24 protein-coding genes are annotated in these 25,997 nt (G+C 59.3%); 13 read left to right on the top strand and 11 right to left on the bottom strand.

All coding sequences use genetic code 11. The features are described 5' to 3' along the window. Window positions 1-76: 76 nt before the first annotated feature. Complete coding sequence (locus GHO03_RS09240) at window positions 77-1,471, top strand: FAD-binding oxidoreductase (protein WP_094999644.1); 1,395 nt, start codon at window positions 77-79, stop codon at window positions 1,469-1,471. Between the two features lie 31 nt (window positions 1,472-1,502). Then, window positions 1,503-2,168 carry a fumarylacetoacetate hydrolase family protein gene (locus GHO03_RS09235; protein ID WP_094999645.1) on the top strand — a complete coding sequence of 222 codons (666 nt, stop codon included), beginning with the start codon at window positions 1,503-1,505 and terminating at the stop codon, window positions 2,166-2,168. A gap of 51 nt (window positions 2,169-2,219) precedes the next feature. On the opposite strand, the gene GHO03_RS09230 is transcribed toward GHO03_RS09235, so the two are convergent. Genes GHO03_RS09230 through GHO03_RS09220 form a run of 3 tightly spaced genes read right to left on the bottom strand, consistent with a single transcriptional unit; the run spans window position 2,220 to window position 4,843 of the window. Then, window positions 2,220-3,191 (bottom strand): thymidylate synthase, encoded by a 972-nt coding sequence (locus GHO03_RS09230; RefSeq protein WP_095020616.1) that lies wholly within the window; start codon window positions 3,189-3,191, stop codon window positions 2,220-2,222. 53 nt (window positions 3,192-3,244) lie between these two features. After that, entirely contained in the window at window positions 3,245-4,048 is an 804-nt protein-coding gene (lgt, locus tag GHO03_RS09225) for a prolipoprotein diacylglyceryl transferase (RefSeq protein WP_094999647.1), read from the bottom strand. A 12-nt stretch (window positions 4,049-4,060) separates the two neighbouring features. Then, window positions 4,061-4,843, bottom strand: a complete 783-nt coding sequence (locus GHO03_RS09220) for a sulfite exporter TauE/SafE family protein (protein ID WP_095020617.1) — start codon at window positions 4,841-4,843, stop codon at window positions 4,061-4,063. A 129-nt stretch (window positions 4,844-4,972) separates the two neighbouring features. On the opposite strand from GHO03_RS09220, the gene GHO03_RS09215 reads away from it, so the two are divergent. Further along, window positions 4,973-5,719, top strand: a complete 747-nt coding sequence (locus GHO03_RS09215; protein WP_095017900.1) for an NRDE family protein — start codon at window positions 4,973-4,975, stop codon at window positions 5,717-5,719. Window positions 5,720-5,776: 57 nt separating this feature from the next. Here the strand turns inward: GHO03_RS09215 and ptsP are convergent, their stop codons facing one another. Further along, on the bottom strand, window positions 5,777-8,056 hold the full coding sequence (gene ptsP / locus GHO03_RS09210) for a phosphoenolpyruvate--protein phosphotransferase (protein ID WP_094999650.1): 2,280 nt from the start codon (window positions 8,054-8,056) through the stop codon (window positions 5,777-5,779). Window positions 8,057-8,077: 21 nt separating this feature from the next. Then, a complete protein-coding gene (locus GHO03_RS09205; RefSeq protein WP_019828104.1) occupies window positions 8,078-8,557 on the bottom strand; it encodes an RNA pyrophosphohydrolase in 480 nt (159 codons plus the stop codon). 143 nt (window positions 8,558-8,700) lie between these two features. Between GHO03_RS09205 and GHO03_RS09200 the strand changes: the two genes are divergently transcribed. Then, window positions 8,701-9,357: an HAD family phosphatase gene (locus tag GHO03_RS09200; protein ID WP_094999651.1), complete on the top strand. Its 657-nt coding sequence runs from the start codon at window positions 8,701-8,703 to the stop codon at window positions 9,355-9,357. 109 nt (window positions 9,358-9,466) lie between these two features. Here GHO03_RS09200 and GHO03_RS09195 read toward each other — a convergent pair whose 3' ends face one another. Then, entirely contained in the window at window positions 9,467-9,895 is a 429-nt protein-coding gene (locus tag GHO03_RS09195; RefSeq protein ID WP_095017898.1) for a DUF2269 family protein, read from the bottom strand. Between the two features lie 40 nt (window positions 9,896-9,935). Then, window positions 9,936-11,450 (bottom strand): threonine ammonia-lyase, biosynthetic, encoded by a 1,515-nt coding sequence (gene ilvA, locus GHO03_RS09190; RefSeq protein ID WP_153399675.1) that lies wholly within the window; start codon window positions 11,448-11,450, stop codon window positions 9,936-9,938. A gap of 143 nt (window positions 11,451-11,593) precedes the next feature. On the opposite strand from ilvA, the gene rpiA reads away from it, so the two are divergent. Then, window positions 11,594-12,265: a ribose-5-phosphate isomerase RpiA gene (gene rpiA / locus GHO03_RS09185; RefSeq protein WP_048361307.1), complete on the top strand. Its 672-nt coding sequence runs from the start codon at window positions 11,594-11,596 to the stop codon at window positions 12,263-12,265. A 103-nt stretch (window positions 12,266-12,368) separates the two neighbouring features. Here the strand turns inward: rpiA and GHO03_RS09180 are convergent, their stop codons facing one another. Next, window positions 12,369-13,283, bottom strand: a complete 915-nt coding sequence (locus tag GHO03_RS09180) for an SdiA-regulated domain-containing protein (RefSeq protein WP_153399673.1) — start codon at window positions 13,281-13,283, stop codon at window positions 12,369-12,371. A gap of 98 nt (window positions 13,284-13,381) precedes the next feature. Then, window positions 13,382-14,314 (bottom strand): SdiA-regulated domain-containing protein, encoded by a 933-nt coding sequence (locus tag GHO03_RS09175; protein WP_094999655.1) that lies wholly within the window; start codon window positions 14,312-14,314, stop codon window positions 13,382-13,384. A 488-nt stretch (window positions 14,315-14,802) separates the two neighbouring features. Between GHO03_RS09175 and GHO03_RS09170 the strand changes: the two genes are divergently transcribed. The 8 genes from GHO03_RS09170 (at window position 14,803) to GHO03_RS09135 (ending at window position 22,933) form a co-directional block, all read left to right on the top strand. After that, window positions 14,803-15,612: a hypothetical protein gene (locus tag GHO03_RS09170; RefSeq protein WP_095024835.1), complete on the top strand. Its 810-nt coding sequence runs from the start codon at window positions 14,803-14,805 to the stop codon at window positions 15,610-15,612. Window positions 15,613-15,785: 173 nt separating this feature from the next. After that, entirely contained in the window at window positions 15,786-17,027 is a 1,242-nt protein-coding gene (locus GHO03_RS09165) for an SfnB family sulfur acquisition oxidoreductase (protein ID WP_095023164.1), read from the top strand. A 14-nt stretch (window positions 17,028-17,041) separates the two neighbouring features. Beyond that, window positions 17,042-18,238: an SfnB family sulfur acquisition oxidoreductase gene (locus GHO03_RS09160; protein WP_094999658.1), complete on the top strand. Its 1,197-nt coding sequence runs from the start codon at window positions 17,042-17,044 to the stop codon at window positions 18,236-18,238. Next, window positions 18,238-19,599: an LLM class flavin-dependent oxidoreductase gene (locus GHO03_RS09155; RefSeq protein WP_153399671.1), complete on the top strand. Its 1,362-nt coding sequence runs from the start codon at window positions 18,238-18,240 to the stop codon at window positions 19,597-19,599. The genes GHO03_RS09160 and GHO03_RS09155 overlap by 1 nt, the downstream gene beginning before the upstream one ends. Before the next feature lie 113 nt (window positions 19,600-19,712). Further along, window positions 19,713-20,504, top strand: a complete 792-nt coding sequence (locus tag GHO03_RS09150; protein ID WP_094999660.1) for a MetQ/NlpA family ABC transporter substrate-binding protein — start codon at window positions 19,713-19,715, stop codon at window positions 20,502-20,504. Window positions 20,505-20,506: 2 nt separating this feature from the next. Further along, the gene (locus tag GHO03_RS09145) at window positions 20,507-21,628 is read left to right on the top strand and encodes a methionine ABC transporter ATP-binding protein (protein WP_153399663.1); all 1,122 of its coding nucleotides are present in this window, start codon (window positions 20,507-20,509) and stop codon (window positions 21,626-21,628) included. Then, entirely contained in the window at window positions 21,618-22,262 is a 645-nt protein-coding gene (locus GHO03_RS09140) for a methionine ABC transporter permease (RefSeq protein ID WP_094999662.1), read from the top strand. Before GHO03_RS09145 ends, GHO03_RS09140 begins: the two co-directional genes overlap by 11 nt. A 41-nt stretch (window positions 22,263-22,303) precedes the next feature. Beyond that, window positions 22,304-22,933, top strand: a complete 630-nt coding sequence (locus GHO03_RS09135) for a bifunctional 2-polyprenyl-6-hydroxyphenol methylase/3-demethylubiquinol 3-O-methyltransferase UbiG (RefSeq protein ID WP_095017892.1) — start codon at window positions 22,304-22,306, stop codon at window positions 22,931-22,933. A 102-nt stretch (window positions 22,934-23,035) separates the two neighbouring features. Here GHO03_RS09135 and GHO03_RS09130 read toward each other — a convergent pair whose 3' ends face one another. Beyond that, a complete protein-coding gene (locus GHO03_RS09130; RefSeq protein ID WP_094999664.1) occupies window positions 23,036-24,265 on the bottom strand; it encodes a nucleoside recognition domain-containing protein in 1,230 nt (409 codons plus the stop codon). A 104-nt stretch (window positions 24,266-24,369) separates the two neighbouring features. Further along, window positions 24,370-25,689 (bottom strand): glutamate/aspartate:proton symporter GltP, encoded by a 1,320-nt coding sequence (gene gltP / locus GHO03_RS09125; RefSeq protein ID WP_094999665.1) that lies wholly within the window; start codon window positions 25,687-25,689, stop codon window positions 24,370-24,372. Window positions 25,690-25,997: the final 308 nt, after the last annotated feature.

Here is a 25,997-nt window from a genome sequence, read left to right as displayed (position 1 = left end):
AGCGCCCCGCTAAACACCCATTCCTGCGACGTGAAGCGTTCTCAGGATGACCATGAATTGTTCGAGAGTTCTGTTGATGACCCATCCTGCCTTGATTGATGAGCTGAAGACCCTGGTAGAGCCTGGCAAGGTTTTGACCGACGCTGACTCCCTTAATGCTTACGGCAAGGACTGGACCAAGCATTTCGCTCCCGCCCCGTTGGCCATTGTGTTTCCGAAAACCACCGAGCAGGTGCAGGCCATCGTGCTGTGGGCCAACGCCCATGACGTGGCACTGGTGCCGTCGGGTGGCCGTACCGGCCTGTCCGCTGCTGCAGTGGCCGCCAATGGCGAAGTAGTGGTGTCGTTCGACTACATGAATCAGGTGCTGGACATCAACCTGACCGACCGCACCGTGGTCTGCCAGCCTGGGGTGGTCACCGAGCATCTGCAGAACCTGGCCGAAGAAAACGGTCTGTACTACCCGGTGGACTTCGCTTCGGCTGGCTCCAGCCAGATTGGCGGCAATATCGGCACCAATGCCGGCGGAATCAAGGTGATTCGCTACGGCATGACCCGTAACTGGGTGGCCGGCATGAAAGTGGTCACCGGCAAGGGCGATGTGCTGGAGCTCAACAAGGACCTGATCAAGAACGCCACCGGCTATGACATGCGCCAGCTGTTTATCGGTGCCGAAGGCACCCTGGGCTTTGTGGTGGAAGCCACCATGCGCCTGGACCGTGCGCCGAAAAATCTGACGGCGATGGTGTTGGGCACGGCAGATTTCGATTCGATCATGCCGGTACTGCACGCCTTCCAGAACAAGCTCGATCTGACGGCTTTCGAGTTCTTCTCCGACAAGGCGCTGGCCAAGGTCATGGGGCGTGGCGACGTGCCTTCCCCGTTTGAAACCGACTGTCCGTTCTATGCGCTGCTGGAATTCGAGGCGACCACTGAAGAGGTTGCCAATGCGGCCCTGGAAACCTTCGAGCACTGCATGGAAGAAGGCTGGGTACTTGATGGCGTGATGAGCCAGAGCGAAACCCAACTGCAGAACCTGTGGAAACTGCGCGAGTACATCTCGGAGACCATTTCCCACTGGACGCCATACAAAAACGACATTTCGGTCACCGTGTCGAAAGTCCCGGCATTTTTGAAAGAAATTGACGCGATCGTCGGCGAACACTACCCGGATTTCGAAATTGTCTGGTTCGGCCACATTGGCGACGGCAACCTGCATCTAAACATCCTCAAGCCCGAAAACCTGAGCAAGGATGAGTTCTTCGCCAAGTGCGCGACGGTGAACAAGTGGGTGTTTGAAACCGTTGAGAAATACAACGGCTCGATCTCTGCCGAGCATGGCGTGGGCATGACCAAGCGTGACTATCTGACCTACAGCCGTTCGCCGGTTGAGATCGAGTACATGAAAGCGCTCAAGGCCGTGTTCGACCCTAAAGGCATCATGAACCCCGGCAAGATTTTTGCGGTTTAAAGTTAACGGTATTCAATAGCGGAGTCGGTCAATGAGCTATCAGCACCAGTATGTCGACGGTACCCGGATCCACTTTCCCATCGGTAAAGTGGTGTGCATCGGCCGCAACTATGCCGAGCACGCCAAAGAGCTGGACAACCCGATCCCGACCGAGCCCCTGCTCTTCATCAAACCGGGCAGTTGTGTCGTGCCACTGGAAGGCGGCTTTGCGATCCCCACCGAGCGCGGTTCGGTGCATTACGAAGCCGAAATTTCGGTACTGATCGGCAAGCCCCTGTCGAACAACCCGAGCGCCGAAGAAGTGCTGGATGCGATCTCCGGTTTTGCCCCTGGCCTGGACCTGACCCTGCGCGACAAACAGGCCGAGCTCAAAGGCAAAGGCCTGCCGTGGGAAATTGCCAAGTCGTTCGATGGCGCCTGTGTGCTGGCTCCTTTCGTACAGAGCAGCACTTTTGCTGACCTGGCCGATATCGGCATTCGTTTGACCATCAATGGCGAAGTGCGTCAGGACGGTAATAGCGCCCTGATGCTCAACCCGATCGTACCGATGATCCAGCACATGGCTGCGTGCTTCTCGCTACAAGCCGGTGATGTGATCATGACTGGCACACCGGTGGGCGTCGGCCCACTGAATGTGGGCGATGAGCTGGTGCTGGAGCTGACGGGCGTTAGCCGCTTCGAGAGCCGCGTTCGTTAGTCCGGGCCTGGCAATTGAAACAGCCTGTGGCAACGGCCACAGGCTTTGGCATTACACCGCCATCGGCGCGGTCATTGGTGCGTGGTGCTGGTAGCCTTCGAGGCTGAAGTCGCCCGGCTCGATCATGCCCAGCCACTCCGGCTGGTACACGCCGGTCTTGGCGAATTCCGGTACGCGGTCCGAGATTACCAGTTTGGGCATCGGGAACGGCTCGCGGGTTAGCTGCTCGTTAAGCATGTCCAGGTGGTTTTCGTACACGTGGGCATCGCCGATAAAGTAGGTGAACCAGCGTGGTGTATAGCCGGTCAGGCGGCCGATCAGGCTCAGCAGCGCAGCGCCTTCGGTCAGGTTGAACGGTGTCCCCAGGCCCAGGTCGTTGGAGCGGATGTAGAGGGTCAGGGAAATCTCCCTGGTCTCGACATTCGGGTGGAACTGGTACAGCAGGTGGCACGGTGGCAGGGCCATTTCGTCGAGCTGGGCGCAGTTCCAGCCGTGGAACAGGATACGGCGGCTGCCCGGGTCATTGATGATGGTGTCGACGCACTGGCGTACCTGGTCGATGGCCTTGTACAGCACCACATAGGCCTGGCCGTCTTCTTCGCCTTCGGCAATCTGACGATAGCCCTGGCTCAGGCACAACTCGATAGCGGCCACATTGCTGCGATCAACTTGCTTGTAGGCCGGCCATTTGCGCCATTGCACACCGTAGATCTCGCCAAGGTCGTCTTCGCCCTGACGGAACGGGTTGGCCAGCCACTGGGCGTTTTCGTTGGCGTTCTGGTCCCACACCTTGCAGCCCAATGCGCGGAAGTCTGCAGCGCTATTGACCGGGCGCAAGAAACCGCACATCTCGCCAATAGCCGATTTGAACGCCATGCGCCGGGTGGTGATGGCCGGGAAGCCTTCCTTGAGGTCATAGCGCAGCATGGCGCCCGGCAGACTGATGGTTTTTACGCCGGTACGGTTGGCTTGCAGGGTGCCGTTTTTAATGACGTTGGCAACGAGGTCGAGATATTGCTTCATGGTTTTCCTACCGTTTGAATGCGGGGCTCTATAAGCCCCGCCATCCGAATGTATTACGCAGCTTTTTGAGCCGCTGGATCGCGGTGGTAAGCCCACCAGATCAGGAACAGGCCGCCCGCGATCATCGGGATACAGAGAATTTGCCCCATCGTCACCCAGCCGAACGCGAGATAACCCAATTGGGCATCCGGCACACGGACGAATTCGACGATAAAGCGGAAGATGCCGTAGAACAGGGCGAACATCCCGGAAACCGCCATGGTTGGACGGGGTTTGCGCGAGTACAGCCAAAGAATCAGGAAGAGTGCCACACCTTCGAGGGCGAACTGGTAAAGCTGCGACGGATGACGCGCCAGTTGTTGTGGGTCGGTAGGGAAGATCATCGCCCACGGCACATCGCTGGCCTTGCCCCACAGTTCGGCGTTGATAAAGTTGCCGATGCGCCCTGCACCCAGGCCAATGGGCACTACAGGGGCGATAAAGTCCATGATCTGGAAGAATGACTTGCCGTTGCGCTTGCCAAAACCCCACACCGCCAGCATCACGCCGATCAGGCCGCCGTGGAACGCCATGCCGCCTTTCCACACTTCAAAAATCAGCAGCGGGTTGGCGATATAGGCACTCAGGTCGTAAAACAGCACATAGCCCAGGCGCCCGCCGACAATCACGCCCATGGCCACCCAGAACACCAGGTCGGAGAGTTTCTCCTTGGTCCAGGTCGGGTCGAAGCGGTTGAGGCGGCGTGACAGGATCAGCCAGGCAGCGCCAATGCCGATCAGGTACATCAAGCCGTACCAATGGATTTTCAGCGGGCCGATGGCCAGTGCCACCGGATCAATCTGCGGGTAAGGCAGCATTGCGACTCCTTGTTAGATCAGGAAACTCAAGCCGACACAGAACAACAGTGCGGCAAACAGCCGTTTCAGCAGGCGTGGCGAGAGCTTGTGGGCCAGTCGCGCACCGAAACGGGCGAAAAACATGCTGGTCAGGGCGATCCCGAGCAGCGCGGGCAGGTAGACAAAACCGAGACTATGCGCGGGCAGGTCGGGGTTGTGCCAGCCAATGATCATGAAACTTGCTGCACCTGCCAGTGCAATCGGCAGCCCGCAGGCTGACGACGTGGCCACGGCCTGCTGCATCGGCACGCTACGCCAGCTCAGAAATGGCACGGTCAGCGAGCCGCCGCCGATGCCGAAAATCGCCGAAGCCCAGCCAATCACCGTACCGGCCAGGGTCAGCCCGACCTTGCCAGGTACCGTGCCAGTGGCCTTGGGTTGCAAGCCCAGGGCCATCTGAATGGCGATCACCACGGCGAACACACCGATGATTTTCTGCAAGTGGGGGCCGGCAATGGCTTCTGCGGTCAACGCACCGATGCCCGCACCGATCAGGATGCCCAGCGTCATCCAGAGCACCAGAGGCCAGCGCACGGCGCCTTTTCGATGGTGCTCGCGAATCGAGTTGATCGAGGTAAAAATGATCGTGGCCAGTGACGTGCCAACGGCCAGATGGGTCAGCACCTCGCTGTCAAAACCCTGCAAGGTGAAGCTGAACACCAGCACCGGCACGATGATCAACCCGCCGCCGACCCCGAACAGCCCGGCCAGCACCCCCGCAAAACCTCCCAGTACCAGATAGAGCAGAAATTCCATGACGCCCCCCCAAATTTGATCCGCATGGTAACGGAGCAAGGGCTTTGGCTCCACTGCGCTGCACGGTATGGCGCGAGCCGCCCGAGCAATCTATAAGTAGTGTGGTTAAAAAAACATTAAGGACTGCCCATGTGTCTGATTGTCTTCGCCTGGCGCCCCGGCCATGCACAGCCTTTGGTCGTTGCGGCCAACCGCGATGAATTCTATGCCCGCCCCGCCAAACCCCTGGCGCAGTGGGCCAATGCGCCACAGGTATATGCCGGGCGCGACCTTGAAGCGGGAGGAACCTGGCTGGGCATCGGCGCCGATGGACGCTTTGCGGCCCTGACCAATATCCGCGAACCGCACAAGCCGCCTTCACGGCGCTCACGGGGCGAGCTGGTGGCAGACTTTCTCACCGGCCACCAGTCAATTGCCGAGTATTTCACCCAGGTAGGCCGACGTTCTGTCGACTATGCCGGTTTTAATCTGCTGTTGGGCACCGCAGATCAGCTCTGGCATTTCAATTCCGGGGACCTGGCGCCGCAACCGCTGAGCGCGGGGATTTATGGTTTGTCCAACGGCGGGCTGGATACGCCGTGGCCCAAACTGCTCAAAGCCAAGGCCGCGCTGGCCGAGGTGCTGGACAACCCGCAGCCACAAGCGCTGCTGGCGTTGCTCAAGGACCCGCAGACGGCCCCGTTCAGCGAACTGCCGGACACAGGCGTAGGTCTGGCCACGGAGAGTCTGCTGTCGAGTGTGTTTATCACCAGCCCCAGCTATGGCACCCGTGCCAGTACCGCGCTTATTGTGAATGCAGACGGGTCAAGGGTGATGGTGGAACACAGCTTCGGGCCGCATGGGGGGCGGTTGGGAGAGGTAAGGCTGGCGGTGTGACGCTAGCCCTCACCCCAACCCTCTCCCCGAGGGAGAGGGTTGGGGTGAGGGCGCTTTTCAGTAAGGCTTGATCGCCGCCGGGTTCATCATGCGGGTCAGGCCCATGTTTTTCAGCGCCAGTTGAATGGTGCTGCGAATGACCTGCGGGTTGTCGATGGTCATCACTTCGGCCAGCAGTTCCTTGGCGCGACTCAGGCTGACCTGACGCAGCATCCATTTCACTTTCGGCAAGTTGGTGGCGTTCATCGACAGGCTGTCAAAGCCCATCGCCATCAACAAGATCGCCGCCGCTGGGTCACCGGCCATTTCTCCACAGATGCTCGCCGGCTTGCCTTCGGCATGGGCGTCACGCACCACCGACTGCAGGGCCTGCAGCACCGCCGGGTGCAGATAGTCGTACAAGTCCGCCACGCGTGGGTTGTTGCGGTCCACAGCCAGCAGATACTGGGTCAAATCGTTGGAACCCACCGACAGAAAGTCGACCTGACGGGCCAGCTCCTTGGTCTGATAAACCGCAGCCGGGATTTCGATCATCACCCCAATAGGCGGCATCGGCACGTCGGTGCCTTCGTCGCGCACTTCACCCCAGGCGCGGTGCAACAGGTGCAGGGCTTCTTCGAGTTCGTGGGTGCCCGAGATCATCGGCAGCAAGATACGCAGGTTGTTCAGGCCTTCACTGGCCTTGAGCATGGCCCGGGCCTGCACCAGAAAGATTTCAGGGTGGTCGAGGGTCACGCGAATCCCGCGCCAGCCCAGGAACGGGTTTTCTTCCTTGATCGGGAAGTAAGACAGTGACTTGTCGCCGCCGATGTCCAGGCTGCGCATGGTCACCGGTTGCGGATGGAAGGCAGATAATTGCTCGCGATAAATCGCCAGCTGCTCCTTTTCGCTGGGAAAGCGCTGGTTGATCATGAACGGCACTTCGGTGCGGTACAGACCTACGCCTTCAGCGCCACGCTGTTGTGCTCGCGCCACATCGGCCAGCAGGCCGGTATTGACCCACAGCGGCATGCGATGCCCGTCAGGGGTGATGCAGGGTAGCTCGCGCAGGGCATCAAGCCCCAGGGACAGCTGGCGCTCTTCCTCGACCACCTCGGCGTATTGCTTGCGCAGCACTTCGCTGGGGTTGGTATAGACCTCGCCGTGGTAGCCGTCGACGATCATCTGGATGCCGTCGACCCTGGAGTACGGCAGGTCGACCACGCCCATCGCCGTCGGGATACCCATGGCGCGGGCCAGGATGGCAACGTGGGAGTTGCCCGAACCCAGTACCGACACCAGGCCTGCCAGCTTGCCTTCGGGCACTTCACCGAGCATGGTGGCCGTCAGCTCTTCGCTGACCAGAATGGTGTTGTCCGGGTAGACCATGGTTTGCTGGCGATCATGCTGCAAATAGGCCAGCAGACGACGGCCAAGGTCACGCACATCCGACGCCCGCTCACGCAGGTAGTCGTCGTCCATCAGTTCGAAACGGTTGACGTGATCGGTCACGACCTGGCGCAGCGCGCCCTGGGCCCATTGACCGGTCTTGATGACATTTTTGACTTCGCTGCCCAGCGACGCATCGTCGAGCATCATCAGGTACACGTCGAACAATGCCTGTTCTTCGGGGCGCAACTGGGTGGCGAGTTTCTTGGACACCGCGCGCATATCGTTGCGCACGCCTTCCAGGGCGGTCTTGAACAACGCAATTTCGGCGGGGATATCGGTGATGGTCTTGTCGGGCACCACATCCAGATCCGCGGGTGGCAGCATCACCACGGCGGTACCCACGGCAGCGCCCGGCGAACCCGGTACGCCGACGAACTTGGCTTCCTGGATGCCCTTGCCCTGACGGCCCAGGCCACGAATCGAACCCGTGGCTTCGGCGTGGGCAATAACCCCGGCCAACTGGGCGCTCATGGTCACCAGGAAGGCTTCTTCACCTTCGTCGAACTGACGGCGCTCCTTTTGCTGAATGACCAGGACCCCGACCACGCGCCGGTGGTGGATGATCGGCGCACCCAGGAAGGAGGCATAGCGCTCCTCTCCGGTTTCGGCAAAGTAGCGATAGCGCGGGTGATCGGCGGCGTTTTCGAGGTTCAGAGGCTCTTCACGGGTGCCCACAAGGCCGACAAGGCCTTCGTTGGGCGCCATGCTGACTTTGCCGATCGAGCGCTTGTTCAAGCCCTCGGTGGCCATCAGGACAAAGCGGTTGGTCTCTGGATCAAGCAAATAGACCGAGCAGACCTGGCTGCTCATGGCCTCTTTGACGCGCAACACAATAATCCCCAACGCCGCCTTGAGATCCTTGGCGGAGTTAACTTCCTGGACGATCTTGCGCAGCGTATTGAGCATGGCTCGGGGTCGAACTCCGTGTCAGGCGCGCGTTAAAAGGCGCGGGGCAAGCTCTTTGAGAGCGCGACGGTAGACCTCGCGCTTGAATGTCACCACCTGGCCCAACGGGTACCAATAACTGACCCAACGCCAGCCATCGAACTCCGGTTTACCGGTCAAATCCATCCGCACCCGTTGCTCGTTGGAGACCAGGCGCAGCAAAAACCACTTTTGCTTCTGGCCGATGCACAGCGGTTGGCTGTGGGTACGTACCAGGCGTTGCGGCAAACGATAACGCAACCAGCCTCGCGTGCAGGCGAGTATTTCTACATCTTCGCGTTCAAGGCCAACTTCTTCGTTCAGCTCACGGTACAAGGCGTCTTCCGGCGTTTCGTCAGGGTTGATGCCACCCTGTGGAAACTGCCAGGCGTCTTGATTGATACGGCGAGCCCAAAGTACCTGACCAGCGTCATTTGTCAGAATAATCCCGACATTAGGGCGGAAACCATCGGGGTCGATCACGGCAACAACCTCGCAAACGCATGTCGCCGCATTGTTCCACAAAGGTTGTGAAAGCAGCAACGCGCCTTCCTGCCTTATGTGCACTCTTGTTAAAAGACCGTATTCTTGTGGCCATTTCTCAGGCAACTCAACGGGTAACCTCAATGCGTCTGGCTTTATTCGACTTGGACAACACCCTTCTGGGCGGTGACAGCGATCACGCCTGGGGCGATTACCTGTGCCGCCGGGGCATTCTCGACGGTGACGCCTACAAGGCGCGCAACGACGCGTTCTACCAGGACTACCTGGCCGGCAAGCTGGACAACGCCGCCTACCTTAATTTCAGCATGGAAATCTTTGGCCGCCATGACATGGCGCAACTGGATCAATGGCACCGCGAATTCATGCGCGACTGCATTGATGGCCTGATGCTGCCCAAGGCCCATGCCCTGCTGGCCAAACACCGTGAAGCCGGCGACACCCTGGTGATCATCACTGCCACCAACCGCGTGATCACGGCCCCCATTGCCGAAAAACTCGGCGTGGAACATTTGATTGCCACCGAATGCGAAATCATCGATGGCCGTTACACCGGTCGCAGCACAGACGTACCGTGCTTCCGTGAAGGCAAGGTGACACGCCTGAACCGCTGGATCGAAGAAAACGGCTACAGCCTGGAAGACAGCTACTTCTACAGCGACTCGATGAACGACTTGCCGCTGCTGGAGCAGGTTGATCATCCGGTGGCGGTAGACCCGGATCCGAACTTGCGGGCGGAGGCCATCAAGCGTGGCTGGGAAGTCATCTCGCTGCGCGACTGACACACAACCTGTGGGAGCGGGCTTGCTCGCGATAAGATCGCCGCGGTTTTTCTGCAAGACCTCAGTGATGCCATCGCGAGCAAGCCCGCTCCCACACAAGCACGTGTGCTTAAACCGGCTTGGCGCCCATCAATCCCGCGATGGCGATAAAGCAGACTGCACAAAAAATGGCCAGCACCAGGGTAAACCACGGGTATCTGGCCATTCGCCCCAAGCGCAGACGGTTAAGGCGCACCACCAGCCACAGCCAGCTCAGGCTGCCGAGCAGGTACAAACAACTGCCCGCCAGCAGCCATATCTGGCTCAACGGCCAACCGGCCAGATGCACCAGAAACCAGCCACTGACGGGCAACGCCAGCAGACACAGGCCCATCAGCGCCCAAACATAACTCCAGGGCCGCTGCACCACTCCGCCTGACAGGTTTTTATCCCCTGCCCGCCAGCGGCGAATTACCACAACCAGCAAGGCAATGGCGCTGACAAACAGCAGCAGTGTCGACACGCCATGCAGCAGTTTTAACGCTGTGAACGTTTCCATTTGATTAATCCCTTGAGCCGTTCAATCAGCGTAGCGCCTATCAGCCAAGAAACAGCTGGTAGGCAGGGTTATCGCTCTCATCCCAGTACGGGTAGCCGATTTCTTCCAGCGCCGCCGGCACCAGGTGGCGCTCGTCCGCCGGTACCTGCAGGCCGGCCATGACCCGGCCATCCGCCGCGCCGTGGTTGCGGTAATGGAACATCGAGATGTTCCAGCGCCCGCCCAGCTTGTTGAGGAAGTTGAACAGCGCCCCCGGCCGCTCCGGGAACTCGAAACGGAACAGCAACTCATCGCTGACCTTCGCAGCATGGCCGCCAACCATATGACGGATATGCAACTTGGCCAGCTCGTTCTCGGTCAGGTCGACCACCGGGAAGCCCTGCTCAGTCAGACTGGCCAGCAGCGCGCTGCGGGGATCGTTCTCGGGGTGGGTCTGCACGCCAACGAAAATGTGCGCTTCGCTGCCAGTGTGGTAGCGGTAGTTGAACTCGGTGATCTGACGCTTGCCCACGGCCTGGCAGAACGCCTTGAAGCTACCCGGCACCTCAGGAATGGTCACCGCAATGATGGCTTCACGGCCTTCACCCAGCTCGGCCCGCTCGGCCACATGACGCAGTCGGTCAAAGTTGACGTTGGCACCGGAGTCGATTGCCACCAGGGTCTGGCCGCGCACGCCGCGCTGCTCGACGTACTTCTTGATTCCGGCCACGCCCAGCGCACCGGCAGGTTCGGTGATCGAGCGGGTATCGTCGAAGATATCCTTGATGGCTGCGCAGATCTCGTCAGTGCTGACGGTGATCACTTCATCCACATAGTCCTTGCAGATATCGAACGTGTGCTGGCCAATCTGCGCCACGGCCACGCCGTCGGCGAAAATCCCCACGGTTGGCAGCACCACGCGCTCGCCCGCCGCCATCGCGGCTTGCAGGCAGTTGGAGTCATCGGGCTCGACACCAATGATCTTGATGTCCGGGCGCAGGTACTTCACATACGCCGCAATACCGGCAATCAGCCCGCCGCCGCCCACCGGTACGAAGATCGCATCCAGCGGCGCCGGGTGCTGGCGCAGAATTTCCATCGCCACGGTGCCCTGCCCGGCAATGGTGTGCGGGTCATCGTAGGGGTGAACGTAGACGTAGCCTTCTTTCTCGACCAGTTGCAGCGAGTAGGCCAGCGCCTCGGGGAACGTGTCGCCATGCAGCACCACAATGCCACCACGGGAGCGCACGCCTTCGACCTTGATCTCGGGGGTGGTCTTGGGCATCACGATGGTCGCTTTGACCCCCAGCACCTTGGCCGCCAGGGCCAGGCCCTGGGCGTGATTGCCCGCTGACGCCGTCACCACGCCGCACGCGCGCTCGGCGTCGGTCAGGTGAATCAGTTTGTTGTAAGCGCCACGAATCTTGAACGAGTACACCGGCTGCAAATCTTCGCGCTTGAGCAAAATCTGGTTGCCCAACCGCTGGGTAAGCTGGTTGGCAGCTTGCAGTGGGGTTTCTACGGCAACGTCATAAACGCGCGAGGTGAGGATCTTCTTAACGTACTGTTCGAGCATCGGAAAGCTTCACTGGGCGGGTTGGCAGGGACCAAGGAGTCTACCCCAGCGTTTGCGCAGGCGACCATACGAATCCAAAGGTTTTAAAGCCTTGGGTTATACTCAGCTCCTTTCTTTTTCCCCCTTCCCGCCCCGGAGCCCGCATGACCCAGGATCAACTCAAACAGGCCGTAGCCCAGGCTGCTGTCGACTTCATCCTTCCAAAACTGGATGACAAGAGCATCGTCGGGGTCGGTACCGGCTCCACTGCCAACTGCTTTATCGATGCCCTGGCCCAGCACAAGGGCGCATTCGACGGCGCGGTTGCGAGCTCCGAAGCCACCGCCGCGCGTCTCAAGGGCCACGGCATTCCGGTGTACGAACTGAACACGGTCAGTGATCTTGAGTTCTACGTTGATGGCGCCGATGAAAGTGACGAAAACCTCAACCTGATCAAGGGCGGTGGCGCAGCCCTGACCCGCGAAAAAATCGTCGCTGCCGTGGCCAAGACCTTTATCTGCATCGCCGATGCCAGCAAGCTGGTTCCGGTGCTGGGCGCATTCCCGCTGCCAGTCGAAGTTATCCCGATGGCCCGCAGCCACGTGGCTCGCGAGCTGGTAAAACTGGGCGGCGATCCGGTGTACCGCGAAGGTGTGGTTACGGACAACGGCAATATCATCATTGACGTGTTCAACATGCAGATCACCAACCCGGTTGAGCTGGAGCGTCAGATCAACGCCATCGTCGGTGTTGTGACCAACGGTCTGTTCGCCGCCCGCCCGGCCGACCTGCTGTTACTGGGCACGCCTGAGGGCGTGAAAACCCTGAGCAAGTAACTGCGCCAGCAGGAAAATTTCAACTGTGGGAGCGAGCCTGCTCGCGAACGAACTTCGCGAGCAGGCTCGCTCCCACAAGAGAAAATGATCGGCCATTTCTCATCTACAAAGCCGGTTTTTTGAACACGTAAAACAGATTCGGCTCGCTCACCACATAGACAGTCCCTTCATCGTCCATCGCGACGCCTTCTGCCTGTGGCACTGAGCGGGTCAGACCGTGCTTGCCCTTCTTCAGCGACAGTGTGCTGATCGGTTGCCCGTCCAGGCCCAGTTCAAGTAGCAATTTCGACTCATCTGACAGTGCCAGCAAATGCCCGGTGCGTTCGTCAAACTGCAAGCTCGACAAATCCCTTACAAACAACCGTGCATCCCGTCGCGGATTGCTCACAACATGGGTGGCATAAGGTTGCTGGGGGTTGGCTTGAGGGAAGCCGCGCACTTCATAAATCAGCATGGGGTCGCGCTCCTTGGCTACAAACAGGCGCTTGCCCACCGAGTCATAGGCCAAACCTTCAAAGCCCTTGTTGCCCGACTGATTGATCCCCAGCGTCAATTGCTCGGCATCCCGGGCATCCAGAACCCGGGTATTGTCGTCGACCTTGACCTTGATCAGGCGCTGTTGACGTTCATCGGTAATGACGTAGGTATTCTCGCCAATAAATTCGACTGCCTCGGCATCGCCGAACCCGACCAGTGCAATGCGGCGCAAGACCCGGCCATCAAGGGACAGCTCGATCAGCTCGGCTTTCTTGTTGGTCACGGTAAACAGGCTTTTACGCAATGGATCGAAGGTCAGTGCCGAGACATCATCCTCAAGCCCTTCGATGACCTTGCCCTGCAGTACGGCGCGGTAGTCTCCCAGGTTGATTGCATCAGGATTGGCGGGGTGCCACATCTGGCTGATCTGGAACCAGGTCCGTTCAAACAGGCGAAAATGTTGCGCGGCAAAGCCGGCGGCCAGCAAGGCCACCAGCGTTATACAGAGAGTAAAAACGGTAGTGCGGTTGACACGGCGCATGGGTCGAACTCTAAACAGATCAGGCCAATGAAATACCACGGCTGTCTGAATTGAACCTTAAACCTCAACGGGCAACATGTCTTGCGCGAGCGCGGGATTTATTTGGCCACCTTCTCGAAGCGATAAAACAGGTTCGGTTCGCTCACCATATACAGCGTGCCGTGTTCATCAATCGCGACACCTTCGGCCCGGGGAATGGTGTTCTTCAGGCCATTGAAGCCACCGAGCAAGGTGATGAAGCTGACCTGCTCACCCAGCTCATCGAGCTCCAGCAGCATATGCGAATCGGCCGACAGTACGAGTGTATGGCCTGTACGCGGATCGATGCTCAGGGCCGACAGGTTACGTAGATCCAGCTCATCGCTTGGCACTTTCTGCTTGCTGCCGGTTAGCACCTGGCTACCGTCGCTCTTCCATACAAACAACTGCGGCGGACGCTCTTCACCCAGCAGCAGTTGTTGGCGGCGAGGGTCCCAGGCAATGGCTTCGAAGGCCTTGTTCTGGTTTTTCGAAGGCCCCAGGTCGTACTTGGGGAAGTCGGCAATATTCAGGGACTTGGTGTCCGCGTCGATGTTGATGATGCTCAGCATATGCTCACGCTCATCGACAATGGCCAGCAGGCCGTTCTCCATGACTGTCAGGCCCTCCGGGTTGCTCCAGCCCACCAGCGGGATTTTGCGCAGTACGTCGCCATCCAGAGTCAGTTCCACGAGAAAAGGGTTTTTACCCATCACCGAGAACAGTGTTTTGGTCAGCGGGTTATAGGCCAGGTCCGATGCCTCGTCCTTTTCCATTCCCGGCAACACCTTGGCATCAATCACCGCCCTGTAGTCAGGTAGCCATATGCTTTCGTTCTGCTCGGACGGGCTCTCAAACCGCTCCAGTACCCACAACGCACCGCGGTCATCCCAATGCATGATCCACGCGAGCCCGTAGACCAATACCCCCACCAGTAATACCCAGGAATACCAGCGCATGCTGAAACGTGAGGACCGGGGAACAGGCGGTATCAACTGTGGGTTTGTTGCCATTTGAGTGGGCTTCCGAAATGTTGGGCCAGATCTAAATATCACAAAGCGGGCTAACCAGCTGCCTCGTGCATGGCGATTATGCAGACGGAGTGTGAAATAAATGGCAAAAACGCAAAAAAATCATGCTGGCTGAGGTCCCGAGTGATTGGGCGCGTGCAAAGGCCTGGTGAGAGAGGACTATTAAACAGCCTGTAAACTTAGACTGATGACTCATCGCTCATCGCCAGAACTACTTGTCATGCAACTTTAAAGTACTCTTTCAGTAGGAACATTCTGAATAATTCAGAGACATTTATATTACTTCTGTTCGCCCTTGACACTCATACCCACAGACTCTTATCTAATAAAAATAATCGAGCCCAGCCACTTGTCAAAAAGCAAATATTTATCGCGTTAACCATGTGCGGCCAGTACTCGGTGCTGAAAGCGAGGGCCGGTCTGCGCAGACGTGTACCGTTCCCTTACATACTGGAAAGGAATCTTTAAATATGCCCTTTACCTCATGTTTCAACAAACTCCCTCCGCCCGTACTTTCAAACTCCGCAAGGCATACTGTGTGCGCGCGCGCGGCCGAGCACTTGCTTATTACAATAAACCCTTACAAGAACATGGAAGAAGGTGACCTTGTAGAGTTGTTCTGGGATGGTTGCTATGTCGCCTCGCGGCAGATTTTCAAAGCCGGTATTGGCCAGCCTGTCATGTTAAGAGTGCCAGAGAGTTTTATTCAAAATGGTACGGCGCGCCTTTACTACCGGGTGATGCATATCGGCAGCAGCCCGGTTCTTTCTGCGCAACTTAAAATATTGGTCAAACTTGACTGCCCTGGCGGCGAAGCCATTGGCGACGAAAACCAGGGCCTGGCCCCGCTTGTAATTCCGCAGCCCATCCAGCGCTACGGGGTTAACCCAAGCCAGATGAAACGCGGTGTCCCGGTGAGTATCGAACCCTATCGCAACATGGCCAACAATGACGCCATCACCCTGCTCTGGGGGGATGTACGCCTGGATTTGCCCAAACTGCGCAAAGTGGATATCGACAAACCCGTCAGCGTGTTCGTGCCCCCCCACATCATCCAGGAGGCTGGCGAAGACGCCAAGCTGGAAGTCACCTACTGTGTGATCGACCGCGTGGGCAACAATTCGCGCTGGGCACCGGCGCGAGTGCTCAAGGTAGGTGCTCCCAAGCTCTATCTCAACCCTGCCCCGAGGGAGGTACTGCACGCCGCAGAGCCCCGTTCCAACTGGCGTAACCAGGAGCAGGGAGCCAGGGAATCGTCTATTCATATTCCTAAAAGTTAGTTCTTAAAATTTTTATACTCGATTAGGGTATATGAACCGGACCACCGGACTCTCAGCTTTTATCCGCGCCGCACGAGCGGCGCTCCCATGAAACGTGAGGTAGGTATGGTCCGTAACACAATCACCCTTGTGCATAACGCCAGGGCATTGAGTGCAGCCAAGGAGCGCAACTAATGTCCAGCTTGGCCAATGCACACCTGCAAAGCGACCAGGATGTCGCGCCTCTGTTGCTGGCAGCGCAGGTTCTGCGCACCGACAACGAAGCCCTTGAAGCCGCACACACACTGGCAGCCAGTGCACGCGAACACGCGGGCAAACGCGACCAGCAACGCAAGCTGCCGTGGTCGCTCATAGAAGCCTTCACCCGCAGCGGCCTGGGCAGTATTTCCATTGCCCGCGAATTTGGCGGCCCCCAGGTGTCATTTGTGACCCTGGCTGAAGTGTTCGCGATCATCTCGGCTGCCGATCCGGCGCTGGGGCAAATCCCGCAAAATCAGGTTGGCATTCTCAGCCTGATCGCTGCCACGGCCACCCAGGCGCAAAAAGAACAACTGTTCTCCAGCGTGCTGCAAGGCTGGCGCATCGGCAATGCGGGCCCGGAACGCGGCAGCAAAAACACCTTGGACATTAAGGCCCGGATCATCGCCGATGGCGACGACTTCGCCATTAACGGTCAGAAGTTTTACTCCACCGGCGCCCTGTTCGCCCACTGGATTGCGGTAAAAGCCGTCAACGATGAAGGCAGACAGGTCATGGCCTTCGTTCGTCGCGGTACACCAGGCTTGCGCGTCGTGGATGACTGGTCCGGTTTTGGTCAGCGCACCACCGCCAGTGGCACCGTATTACTTAACAACGTGCGGGTGGAAGCCGAACAGGTGGTCGACAGTTCGCGCCTCAACGATGCTCCGAACATTCAAGGCGCCGTGTCGCAATTGATCCAGGCCGCCATTGACCTGGGCATTGCCCGCGGTGCCATTGCCGACACCCTGAGTTTTGTCCGCGAGCGCTCACGCCCGTGGATCGACGCCAAGGTCGAACGCAACAGCGATGATCCTTATGTGATTGCCGATATCGGCAAACTGCACATTGAGCTGCACGCAGCCGAAGCCTTGTTGCGCAAAGCCGGACGCGTTCTGGACGAAGTCAGCGCGGCAGCGATCGACGCCCCTGGCGCTGCCCGCGCATCGATTGCGGTGGCCGAAGCCAAGGTGCTGAGCACCGAGCTGTCGCTGCTGGCCAGCGAAAAATTGTTCGAACTGGCCGGCAGCCGCGCCAGCCTTGCCGAGTTCAACCTCGACCGCCACTGGCGCAACGCCCGGGTGCACACCCTGCACGACCCGGTGCGCTGGAAATACCACGCCATCGGCGCGTATCGCCTCAACGGCACCCTGCCTGCCCGGCATTCCTGGATCTGACCCTGGAGACACCCATGTCACTGATATCCAAACAGGTCCCGGTTATCCACAGCGATGCCGAGGCCCTGAGCGTAGCCCGTGAACTGGCGGCGTTTTTCAAACGCGACAGTGCCCTGCGCGACCGTGAGCGGCGTTTGCCGTTTGATGAGCTTGAGCTGTTTTCCCATACCGGCCTGTGGGGCATCACCGTGCCCAAGGCCTACGGCGGCGCAGGCGTGTCCAGCGTCACCCTGGCGCAAGTGATCGCGCTGATCGCTGCGGCCGATGCCTCTCTGGGGCAAATCCCGCAAAACCACTTTTATGCACTCGAAGTTTTACGGGTCAATGGCACACACGAGCAAAAGCAGCGGCTCTATGCCGAGGTGCTGGCCGGAGAGCGCTTCGGCAATGCCCTGGCTGAAATCGGCACCAAGACTGCACACGATCGCACCACCCATCTGGCCCAGGCCGAACACGGCTACCGCATCACCGGCCGCAAGTTCTACGCCACTGGCGCACTGTATGCACAGCGGATACCTACCTCGGTTGTGGACGATAACGGCATCCAGCATCTTGCATTCGTGCGCCGCGACAGCGATGGCCTAAGCGTGATCGACGACTGGAGCGGTTTTGGCCAGCGCACTACGGGCAGCGGTTCGGTGGTTTTCGACAACGTACTGGTCGCAGCACAAGACGTGATCCCGTTTCAAAGCGCCTTCGAGCGTCCGACCCCGGTTGGCCCGCTGGCGCAGATCCTTCACGCGGCCATCGATACCGGTATCGCCCGCGCCGCCTTTGAAGACGCCCTGCATTTTGTGCGCAGCAAAACCCGGCCCTGGATTGATGCCACTACGGATATCGCCAGCGAAGACCCGCTGACCCTCAAAAGCTTCGGCCATTTGAGCGTACGTCTGCATGCCGCCGAAGCCCTGCTGGAACGTGCCGGAGCGTTTCTGGATATTGCTCAGAGCAACACCAGCGCCAGCACCGTCGCCGCAGCCTCGATTGCCATCGCAGAAGCCCGGGCCCTGAGTACAGAAATTTCCCTGGCCGCCGGCAGCACCCTGTTCGAGCTGGCGGGCAGCCAGGCCACCCTGGCCGAGCACGGCCTTGACCGTCACTGGCGCAACGCCCGCGTGCACACCCTGCATGACCCGGTGCGCTGGAAGTACCACGCGGTAGGCAATTACTACCTAAATGATGCCAACCCGCCATTGCGGGGGACCATCTGATGAGCAAAAAGAAGATTCTGATCAATGCCTTCAACATGAACTGCATTGGTCATATCAACCACGGTCTGTGGACTCATCCACGTGACAACTCGACCACCTTCAACACCCTTGAATACTGGACTGAGTTGGCGCAGCTGCTGGAACGCGGGCTGTTCGACGGGCTGTTTATCGCCGATATCGTGGGGGTGTACGACGTTTATCAACAATCGGTTGATATGCCACTCAAAGAGGCGATCCAGCTACCGGTCAATGATCCCCTGCTGCTGGTTTCGGCGATGGCTGCCGTCACCAAGAACCTCGGTTTTGGCCTGACCGCCAACCTGACCTACGAAATGCCGTATTTATTCGCGCGTCGCATGTCGACCCTGGACCACCTGACCCGCGGTCGCGTGGGCTGGAATATTGTTACCGGCTACCTCGACAGTGCAGCCAAAGCCATGGGCCTGACCGAACAGGTCGAGCATGACCGGCGCTACGATCAGGCCGATGAGTACCTGCAAGTGCTCTACAAGCTATGGGAAGGCAGCTGGGAAAACGACGCCGTGCTCAATGACCCGGCCCGGCGCATCTATGCCCGGCCCGACAAGGTGCACAAGATCAAACACGAAGGTGAGTTCTATCAGGTGGAGGGTTATCACCTTTGCGCACCGTCGCCGCAACGCACCCCGGTGCTGTTTCAGGCGGGCAGCTCGGATCGCGGCCTGGTGTTTGCCGGTCGCCATGCCGAGTGCGTGTTTATCAGCGGGCAGACCAAGGCAGCGACCAGAGCCCAGGTCGACAAGGTGCGCGCCAGCGCTGTGACTGCGGGCCGCAACCCGGACGACATCAAGCTGTTTATGGGGATCAACGTGATCGTGGCGCCGACCGAGGCCCAGGCATTGGCCAAGCGTGACGAGTACCTGAGCTATGCCAGTGCCGAAGCCGGCGTGGCGCACTTTTCCAGCTCCACGGGTATCGACTTTGCCGATTACGAACTGGACGAGCCGATCCAGTACGTGAAGAGCAACGCGATCCAGTCCGCCACCAAAGTGCTGCAAAACAACGACTGGACCCGGCGCAAGCTGCTCGAACAGCACGCCCTGGGCGGGCGTTACATCACGCTGGTGGGTTCGCCTGCGCAAGTGGCCGACGAGCTGGAATCCTGGATTGCAGAAACCGGCCTGGACGGGTTCAACCTGACCCGCATCGTCACCCCTGAAAGCTACGTCGATTTTATCGACTTGGTGGTCCCCGAACTGCAGCGCCGGGGCTCTTATAAAACCGCTTATGACACTGGCAGCCTGCGTCAGAAGCTGTTTGTGGAAGGCGATGCGCACTTGCCGCAACGCCATACAGGTGCGGCCTTCAGGCACAGCGCATAACTGTTTTTTTGTGGGAGCGAGCCTGCTCGCGAAGCTTGCAGGACTGCCAAACTTTCGCGAGCAGGCTCGCTCCCACAGGGTTCGAATTCCGACTCTTTGACTGGGCAATTATCATGAACAAAAAACACGCACTGGTTCTGGCCCTCGGGCTGTTTAGCGGTTTGCTCCACGCGGCCGACAAGCCGCTCAAGGTCGGCACCACCGCCGCGTTCGCCATTCCCCTGGAAACCGCAGTGGCCGAGGCCGACAAGCAAGGGCTCAAGGTCGAGCTGGTGGAGTTCACCGACTGGATCGCACCCAACGTCAGCCTGGCCAGCGGCGATATCGATGTGAATTACTTCCAGCACATCCCGTTCCTGGAAAACGCCAAGGCCGCCGCCGGGTTCGATTTGGCACCCTACGCCAAAGGCATCATCAACAACGTGGGCCTGTACTCGAAAAAATACAAAAGCCTCGACGCCCTGCCTGAAGGCGCAACTGTTGCCATTGCCAATGACCCGATCAATAGCGGGCGTGGCCTGCAACTGCTGGCCAAGGCCGGGCTGATTACACTCAAGCCGGGCGTTGGTTACAAGGCGACGGAAGAGGACATCATCGCCAACCCGAAAAAGATCAAGATCCTGCAGGTTGAGGCCGTGCAACTGGTACGAGCCTACGACGATGCCGACCTGGTGCAGGGTTATCCAGCCTACATTCGCCTGTCGAAAACCTTCGATGCCGAGTCGGCCTTACTGTTCGACGGCATCGACCACCCCGAGTATGTGATTCAGTTCGTGATCCAGCCCAAGAACAAAGACGACCCGCGTCTGGCCAAATTTATTGATATCTATCAGCACTCGCCAGTGGTCAAAGCTGCGCTGGATAAGACCTACGGCACTCTGTACCAGCCCGGCTGGGGAGGCTGACCATGAATGTGGCCATTGCTCGCGAGCGGCTCGATCAGCCGCAGCCCGGCGCCAACCACACCGAGCTGCACCCTGAGTTGAGCCACGCCCATGTGCGTTTTATCGGTATCGGCAAAACATATGACGGCCGCCAGGGCCCTGTGGATGCCCTCACGGGTATTGATCTGGCAATCCAGCGCGGGGAGATCTTCGGCATCATCGGGCGCAGCGGTGCTGGCAAGTCGTCGTTGATTCGCACCATCAACCGCCTCGAACAGCCTACCCGCGGCCGCGTGCTGATCGATCAGGTCGATATCGCCAGCTTTGACGAAGACAAGCTGGTGGCGCTGCGGCGCAAGATCGGCATGATCTTCCAGCACTTCAACCTGATGTCGGCCAAAACCGTATGGCAGAACGTCGAGTTGCCACTCAAGGTGGCGGGCGTGCCCAAGCTGCAACGGGAGCAGAAGGTGCGTGAGCTGCTGGAGCTGGTTGGCCTGCAAGGCAAGCACACGGCTTACCCGGCGCAACTGTCGGGCGGGCAAAAACAGCGTGTGGGCATTGCCCGTGCGCTGGTGCACGATCCGGCGATTTTGCTGTGCGACGAAGCCACCTCGGCCCTGGACCCCGAAACCACTCAGTCGATCCTCGGTCTGCTGCGCGAAATCAACCAGCGCCTGGGCCTGACCATCATCCTCATTACCCATGAAATGGCCGTGATTCGTGATATCTGTCACCGCGTAGTGGTACTGGAGCAAGGTCGCGTGGTCGAGCAAGGCCCTGTGTGGCAGGTCTTCGGCGATCCTCAGCATGACGTCAGCAAGACCCTGCTGGCGCCCTTGCAGGCGACCCTGCCTGAAGCGCTGCGTAACCGTATTTCGGCGCAGGCACAGTCCGCACAAGCCAGCGTGATCTTGCGCCTGCGTTTTACCGGCCGGCAGGCCCAAGAGCCTGACCTGGGCGCGCTGTTCAGCGCGCTGGGAGGGCAAGTGCGGCTGCTCCACGGCGGCATCGAACACATCCAGGGGCATGCCCTGGGGCAACTGCTGCTCAGCGTAACCAGCACTTCGCTGGGCGCCGAAGAGCTGCGCAAACGGGCCGGGCAATGGGCACAACAGGTCGAGGTAGTGGGCTATGGGATTTGATCGTTTATGGCAGGGGGTGATCGACACCTTCCTGATGGTCGGTGTGTCGTCGCTGATCGCGCTGGTTCTGGGCATACCGCTGGCGGTGATCCTGGTCACCAGTGGCAAAGGCGGGATTTATCAAGCCCCCACACTGAACAAGGCACTGGGTGCGTTCGTCAATCTGTTCCGTTCAATCCCGTTTCTGATTTTGATGGTGGCATTGATCCCGTTCACCCGCCTGATTGTGGGCACTACCTACGGCGTATGGGCGGCGGTCGTACCGCTGACCATCGCCGCCACACCGTTTTTTGCACGCATAGCTGAAGTCAGCCTGCGTGAGGTGGATCACGGTTTGATTGAAGCCGCCCAAGCCATGGGCTGTAAGCGCCATCACATTATCTGGCACGTACTGCTGCCCGAAGCCTTACCCGGCATCGTCGGCGGTTTTACCATCACCCTGGTGACGATGATCAATTCGTCGGCCATGGCCGGTGCGATTGGTGCTGGCGGGCTGGGTGACATCGCGTACCGCTATGGTTACCAGCGCTTCGACTCGCAGGTGATGCTGACCGTGATCGTATTGCTGGTGATTCTGGTGGCCGTGATTCAGCTGGGTGGTGACCGCCTGGCCCTGGCACTGAACAAACGCTGAGGTATAGTCGGCGGCCAGCCCTGCCGCCGACCGAGCCTGCGATGACCCTCGATGCAAAAACTCTCGAACAGATTGCCGCCACGACCCTGAGCCACTATCAACAGAGCGCCGAGGGCTTCCGTGAAGGCACCCGCGACCATGACGTGAGCCAGAACATCGACGCCCTGTTGCGTCATATTCAAGGTTCGGCGCCCTTCACTGTCCTGGATTTCGGCTGCGGGCCGGGTCGCGACCTGCAGGCTTTCACCCGCCTCGGGCATGTGGCAATCGGGCTGGACGGCACCGAACGCTTCACCCAAATGGCCCGCGAAGACAGCGGCTGTGAAGTGTGGCACCAGGACTTCCTCAAGCTCGACTTGCCCGCTGAACGCTTCGACGGCATCTTCGCCAATGCTTCGTTGTTCCATGTGCCGACCCAGGAACTGGGTCAGGTGCTGGGCAAGCTGCATGCAGCCCTGAAATCCGGCGGCGTACTGCTCAGTTCCAACCCGCGCGGCGACAACCGCGAAGGCTGGAACGGTGAGCGTTACGGGGCTTATCACGATCTGCAGAACTGGCGGACGATGCTGACGGCTGCAGGGTTTGCCGAGCTGGAGCACTACTACCGCCCGGCGGGCTTGCCCCGTGACCAGCAACCGTGGCTGGTGAGTGTGTGGCGTAAAACCCTGTAAACCTGTGGGAGCGGGCTTGCTCGCGATGCAGGCAACACGGTTTACCTGCGTGGCCGCGGTGATGCCATCGCGAGCAAGCCCGCTCCCACAAGGTGGCCTGGGTTAGCCGAAGAACCAGTAGCACACCGCAATCGCCGCCACCACGCCGGCAAACTCGGCCAGCAGGGCGCAACCCACCGCATGTCGGGCACGCTGGATGCCCACGGCGCCGAAGTACACCGCCAGCACATAGAACGTGGTTTCCGTGCTGCCCTGCACCGTGGCCGCCACCAGCGCCGGGAAGCTGTCCACACCCTGGGTCTGCATGGTCTCGATCAGCAAGGCCCGCGCCGCACTGCCCGAAAAGGGTTTGACCATGGCCGTTGGCAGCGCATCGACAAAGCGCGTATCCCAACCCAGCCACTCAACCACATGGCGAATACCGTCCAGGCCAAAATCCAGTGCCCCGGAAGCACGCAGCACACCCACCGCGCACAGCATCGCCACCAGATACGGCAACAGGTTTTTCGCGACGTCGAAGCCTTCCTTGGCCCCTTCCACAAACGCTTCGTAGACCTTGACCTTGCGCAGCGCCCCGATCACCAGAAACAGCATGATCAGGCCGAACAGCGTAAGGTTGCCCAGGATCGACGACAAGCTGGCCAGCGCCGTGGCTGACAGGGTCGCCAGCAATGCCATGAAACCGCCCAGGATCAGCGCGCCAGGCACCAGGTACGCCAGCACCACCGGGTCCCACAGACGCAGGCGCTGGACAATGGCCACCGACAGCAAGCCGACCAGGGTCGAGGCGCTGGTGGCCAGCAGGATCGGCAGGAATACCAGTGTCGGGTCCGGCGCCCCTTGCTGGGCACGGTACATGAAGATAGTGACCGGCAGCAGGGTCAGGGACGAGGCGTTGAGCACCAGAAACAGGATCTGTGCATTACTCGCACTGGTCGGGCTCGGGTTGAGCTCTTGCAGGGCACGCATGGCCTTGAGGCCGATGGGCGTGGCCGCGTTATCCAGCCCCAGGCCGTTGGCGGCGAAGTTCAGGGTGATAAAGCCCAGCGCCGGATGCCCAGGCGGGACTTCCGGCATCAGGCGCTTGAACAGAGGCCCCAGGGCCCTGCCCAGCCAATCGACGATGCCGGCTTTTTCGGCAATGCGCAGGAAGCCGAGCCATAACGTCAGGGTGCCGAAGAGCAAGATCATCACCTCGACGGACAACTTGGCCATGGCGAAGATGCTTTCCACGATCGCCGAGAAGATCCCCGCGTTGCCCCCCACCAGCCATTGGGCGAGCGCCGACACCGTAGCGACGACGAAAAAGCTGAGCCATAGGCCGTTGAGCATCAAGAAAACTCCTGGAAGATGATGCGAATGATAGCGGCCTACCCCCAGAAACAACAAACCCCGGCCAGGGCCGGGGTTTGTGGGAGTTGCACTACCAGGCGAGGTTACTCACCTTTTGGCAGGGCTTCCTTGCTGCGCCAGTGCGGCAGCGAGTTCCAGTAGCGCTCGCCCTTGGCGTTGTCGTACATGCCTTCCCAACGGGAGATTACCAGTACCGCCAGGGCGTTACCGATCACGTTCAGGGCCGTACGGGCCATGTCCATCACACGGTCAACACCGGCGATAAAGGCCAGGCCTTCCAGCGGGATACCCACGCTGCCCAGGGTCGCCAGCAGTACCACGAAGGATACGCCTGGTACACCGGCGATGCCTTTGGAGGTCACCATCAGGGTCAGTACCAGCAGCAGTTGCTGGCTGATCGACAAGTCGATGCCATACAGCTGGGCGATAAAGATTGCCGCGATGCTCTGGTACAGGGTCGAGCCGTCAAGGTTGAACGAGTAGCCGGTCGGTACCACAAAGCTGCAGATCGCTTTCGGGCAGCCGTAGGCTTCCATCTTCTCGATCACGCGTGGCAGCACGGTTTCGGAGCTGGCGGTGGAGTAAGCCAGAACCAGTTCATCCTTGAAGATACGGATCAGCTTGAACACCGAGAAGCCGAACAGCTTGGCAATCAGGCCCAGCACCGCAACGGCGAAGAACAGGATGGCGCCGTAAACCAGCAGCACCAGCTTGGCCAGAGGCACCAGCGAGGCGAAACCGAAGTTGGCGACGGTCACGGCGATCAGGGCGAACACACCGATTGGCGCGTAGTTCATGATCATGTGAGTGACTTTGAACATCGACTCGGACACGCCCTGGAAGGTTTTCACCAGCGGGTCGCGCAGTTCGGCGTTCAGGCTCGACAAACCGAGACCGAAGAGCACCGAGAAGAAGATGATCGGCAACATCTCACCGCGAGCCATGGCCGCGAAGATATTCGATGGAATCAGGTTGAGGATGGTCTCGATAAACGCATGTTCATGCGTGACTTCAGCTGCCGTGGCTGCGTACTTGGAAATATCGACCGTGCCCAGGGTGCTCATGTCGATACCGGCACCGGGTTGGAACACGTTGGCCAGCACCAGGCCGACCAGGATCGCGATGGTGGTGACCACCTCGAAGTAAATGATGGTTTTAAAACCGATACGACCGAGTTTCTTCGCATCTCCCACGCCTGCAATCCCGACAACCAGTGAAGAAATCACGATTGGGATTACGATCATCTTGATCAGACGGATAAAGATATCGCCGGCAGGTTGCAGAACGTTACTGATCCACCAGGCCTTTTCAGCACTGAAATGGTTAAGCAGCGCGCCGATTGCAATCCCGAGGACCAGACCAATCAGGATCTGCCAGGCGAGGCTAAGTTTTGCCTTCTTCATGTCATTACCCTTACTTCAAGTGGACTCGGGCAGAGGCTCTGAATAGAGCGCTTGAAAGCGCAAAAAGCAGAAACCGCCACCCCCGTAGAAGGTCGCCCAAACCGAGCCCGAAAGGCTCTTTGGCAGGCGAAAAAAGGCGCAACTATTCCCATGCATGAGGTGGCCGTCTAATGCCGTAAACGCCTACCCTATGCCGAATCGGCATGGGTTTTGTCCGACAAGACCTCAAATCGCCCCTCCTGAGAATCCACAGAATAGACGACATAAGTGCCGTAGACCGGCTGTTTCAAGGTCTTTTTGGCTAAGGA

Source organism: Pseudomonas sp. FSL R10-1339 (assembly GCF_009600545.1).
Classification (GTDB): Bacteria; Pseudomonadota; Gammaproteobacteria; order Pseudomonadales; family Pseudomonadaceae; genus Aquipseudomonas; species Aquipseudomonas bubulae.
The sequence above is the reverse complement of the archived record's forward strand: the minus strand, read 5'-3'. Positions and strand labels throughout refer to the sequence as shown.

Coding starts and splice junctions, on each gene's coding strand:
- GHO03_RS09240 (WP_094999644.1), top strand. CDS start 77: ATGACCCATCCTGCCTTGATTGATGAGCTGAAGACCCTGGTAGAGCCT.
- GHO03_RS09235 (WP_094999645.1), top strand. CDS start 1,503: ATGAGCTATCAGCACCAGTATGTCGACGGTACCCGGATCCACTTTCCC.
- GHO03_RS09230 (WP_095020616.1), bottom strand. CDS start 3,191: ATGAAGCAATATCTCGACCTCGTTGCCAACGTCATTAAAAACGGCACC.
- lgt (WP_094999647.1), bottom strand. CDS start 4,048: ATGCTGCCTTACCCGCAGATTGATCCGGTGGCACTGGCCATCGGCCCG.
- GHO03_RS09220 (WP_095020617.1), bottom strand. CDS start 4,843: ATGGAATTTCTGCTCTATCTGGTACTGGGAGGTTTTGCGGGGGTGCTG.
- GHO03_RS09215 (WP_095017900.1), top strand. CDS start 4,973: ATGTGTCTGATTGTCTTCGCCTGGCGCCCCGGCCATGCACAGCCTTTG.
- ptsP (WP_094999650.1), bottom strand. CDS start 8,056: ATGCTCAATACGCTGCGCAAGATCGTCCAGGAAGTTAACTCCGCCAAG.
- GHO03_RS09200 (WP_094999651.1), top strand. CDS start 8,701: ATGCGTCTGGCTTTATTCGACTTGGACAACACCCTTCTGGGCGGTGAC.
- GHO03_RS09195 (WP_095017898.1), bottom strand. CDS start 9,895: ATGGAAACGTTCACAGCGTTAAAACTGCTGCATGGCGTGTCGACACTG.
- ilvA (WP_153399675.1), bottom strand. CDS start 11,450: ATGCTCGAACAGTACGTTAAGAAGATCCTCACCTCGCGCGTTTATGAC.
- rpiA (WP_048361307.1), top strand. CDS start 11,594: ATGACCCAGGATCAACTCAAACAGGCCGTAGCCCAGGCTGCTGTCGAC.
- GHO03_RS09180 (WP_153399673.1), bottom strand. CDS start 13,283: ATGCGCCGTGTCAACCGCACTACCGTTTTTACTCTCTGTATAACGCTG.
- GHO03_RS09175 (WP_094999655.1), bottom strand. CDS start 14,314: ATGGCAACAAACCCACAGTTGATACCGCCTGTTCCCCGGTCCTCACGT.
- GHO03_RS09170 (WP_095024835.1), top strand. CDS start 14,803: ATGCCCTTTACCTCATGTTTCAACAAACTCCCTCCGCCCGTACTTTCA.
- GHO03_RS09165 (WP_095023164.1), top strand. CDS start 15,786: ATGTCCAGCTTGGCCAATGCACACCTGCAAAGCGACCAGGATGTCGCG.
- GHO03_RS09160 (WP_094999658.1), top strand. CDS start 17,042: ATGTCACTGATATCCAAACAGGTCCCGGTTATCCACAGCGATGCCGAG.
- GHO03_RS09155 (WP_153399671.1), top strand. CDS start 18,238: ATGAGCAAAAAGAAGATTCTGATCAATGCCTTCAACATGAACTGCATT.
- GHO03_RS09150 (WP_094999660.1), top strand. CDS start 19,713: ATGAACAAAAAACACGCACTGGTTCTGGCCCTCGGGCTGTTTAGCGGT.
- GHO03_RS09145 (WP_153399663.1), top strand. CDS start 20,507: ATGAATGTGGCCATTGCTCGCGAGCGGCTCGATCAGCCGCAGCCCGGC.
- GHO03_RS09140 (WP_094999662.1), top strand. CDS start 21,618: ATGGGATTTGATCGTTTATGGCAGGGGGTGATCGACACCTTCCTGATG.
- GHO03_RS09135 (WP_095017892.1), top strand. CDS start 22,304: ATGACCCTCGATGCAAAAACTCTCGAACAGATTGCCGCCACGACCCTG.
- GHO03_RS09130 (WP_094999664.1), bottom strand. CDS start 24,265: ATGCTCAACGGCCTATGGCTCAGCTTTTTCGTCGTCGCTACGGTGTCG.
- gltP (WP_094999665.1), bottom strand. CDS start 25,689: ATGAAGAAGGCAAAACTTAGCCTCGCCTGGCAGATCCTGATTGGTCTG.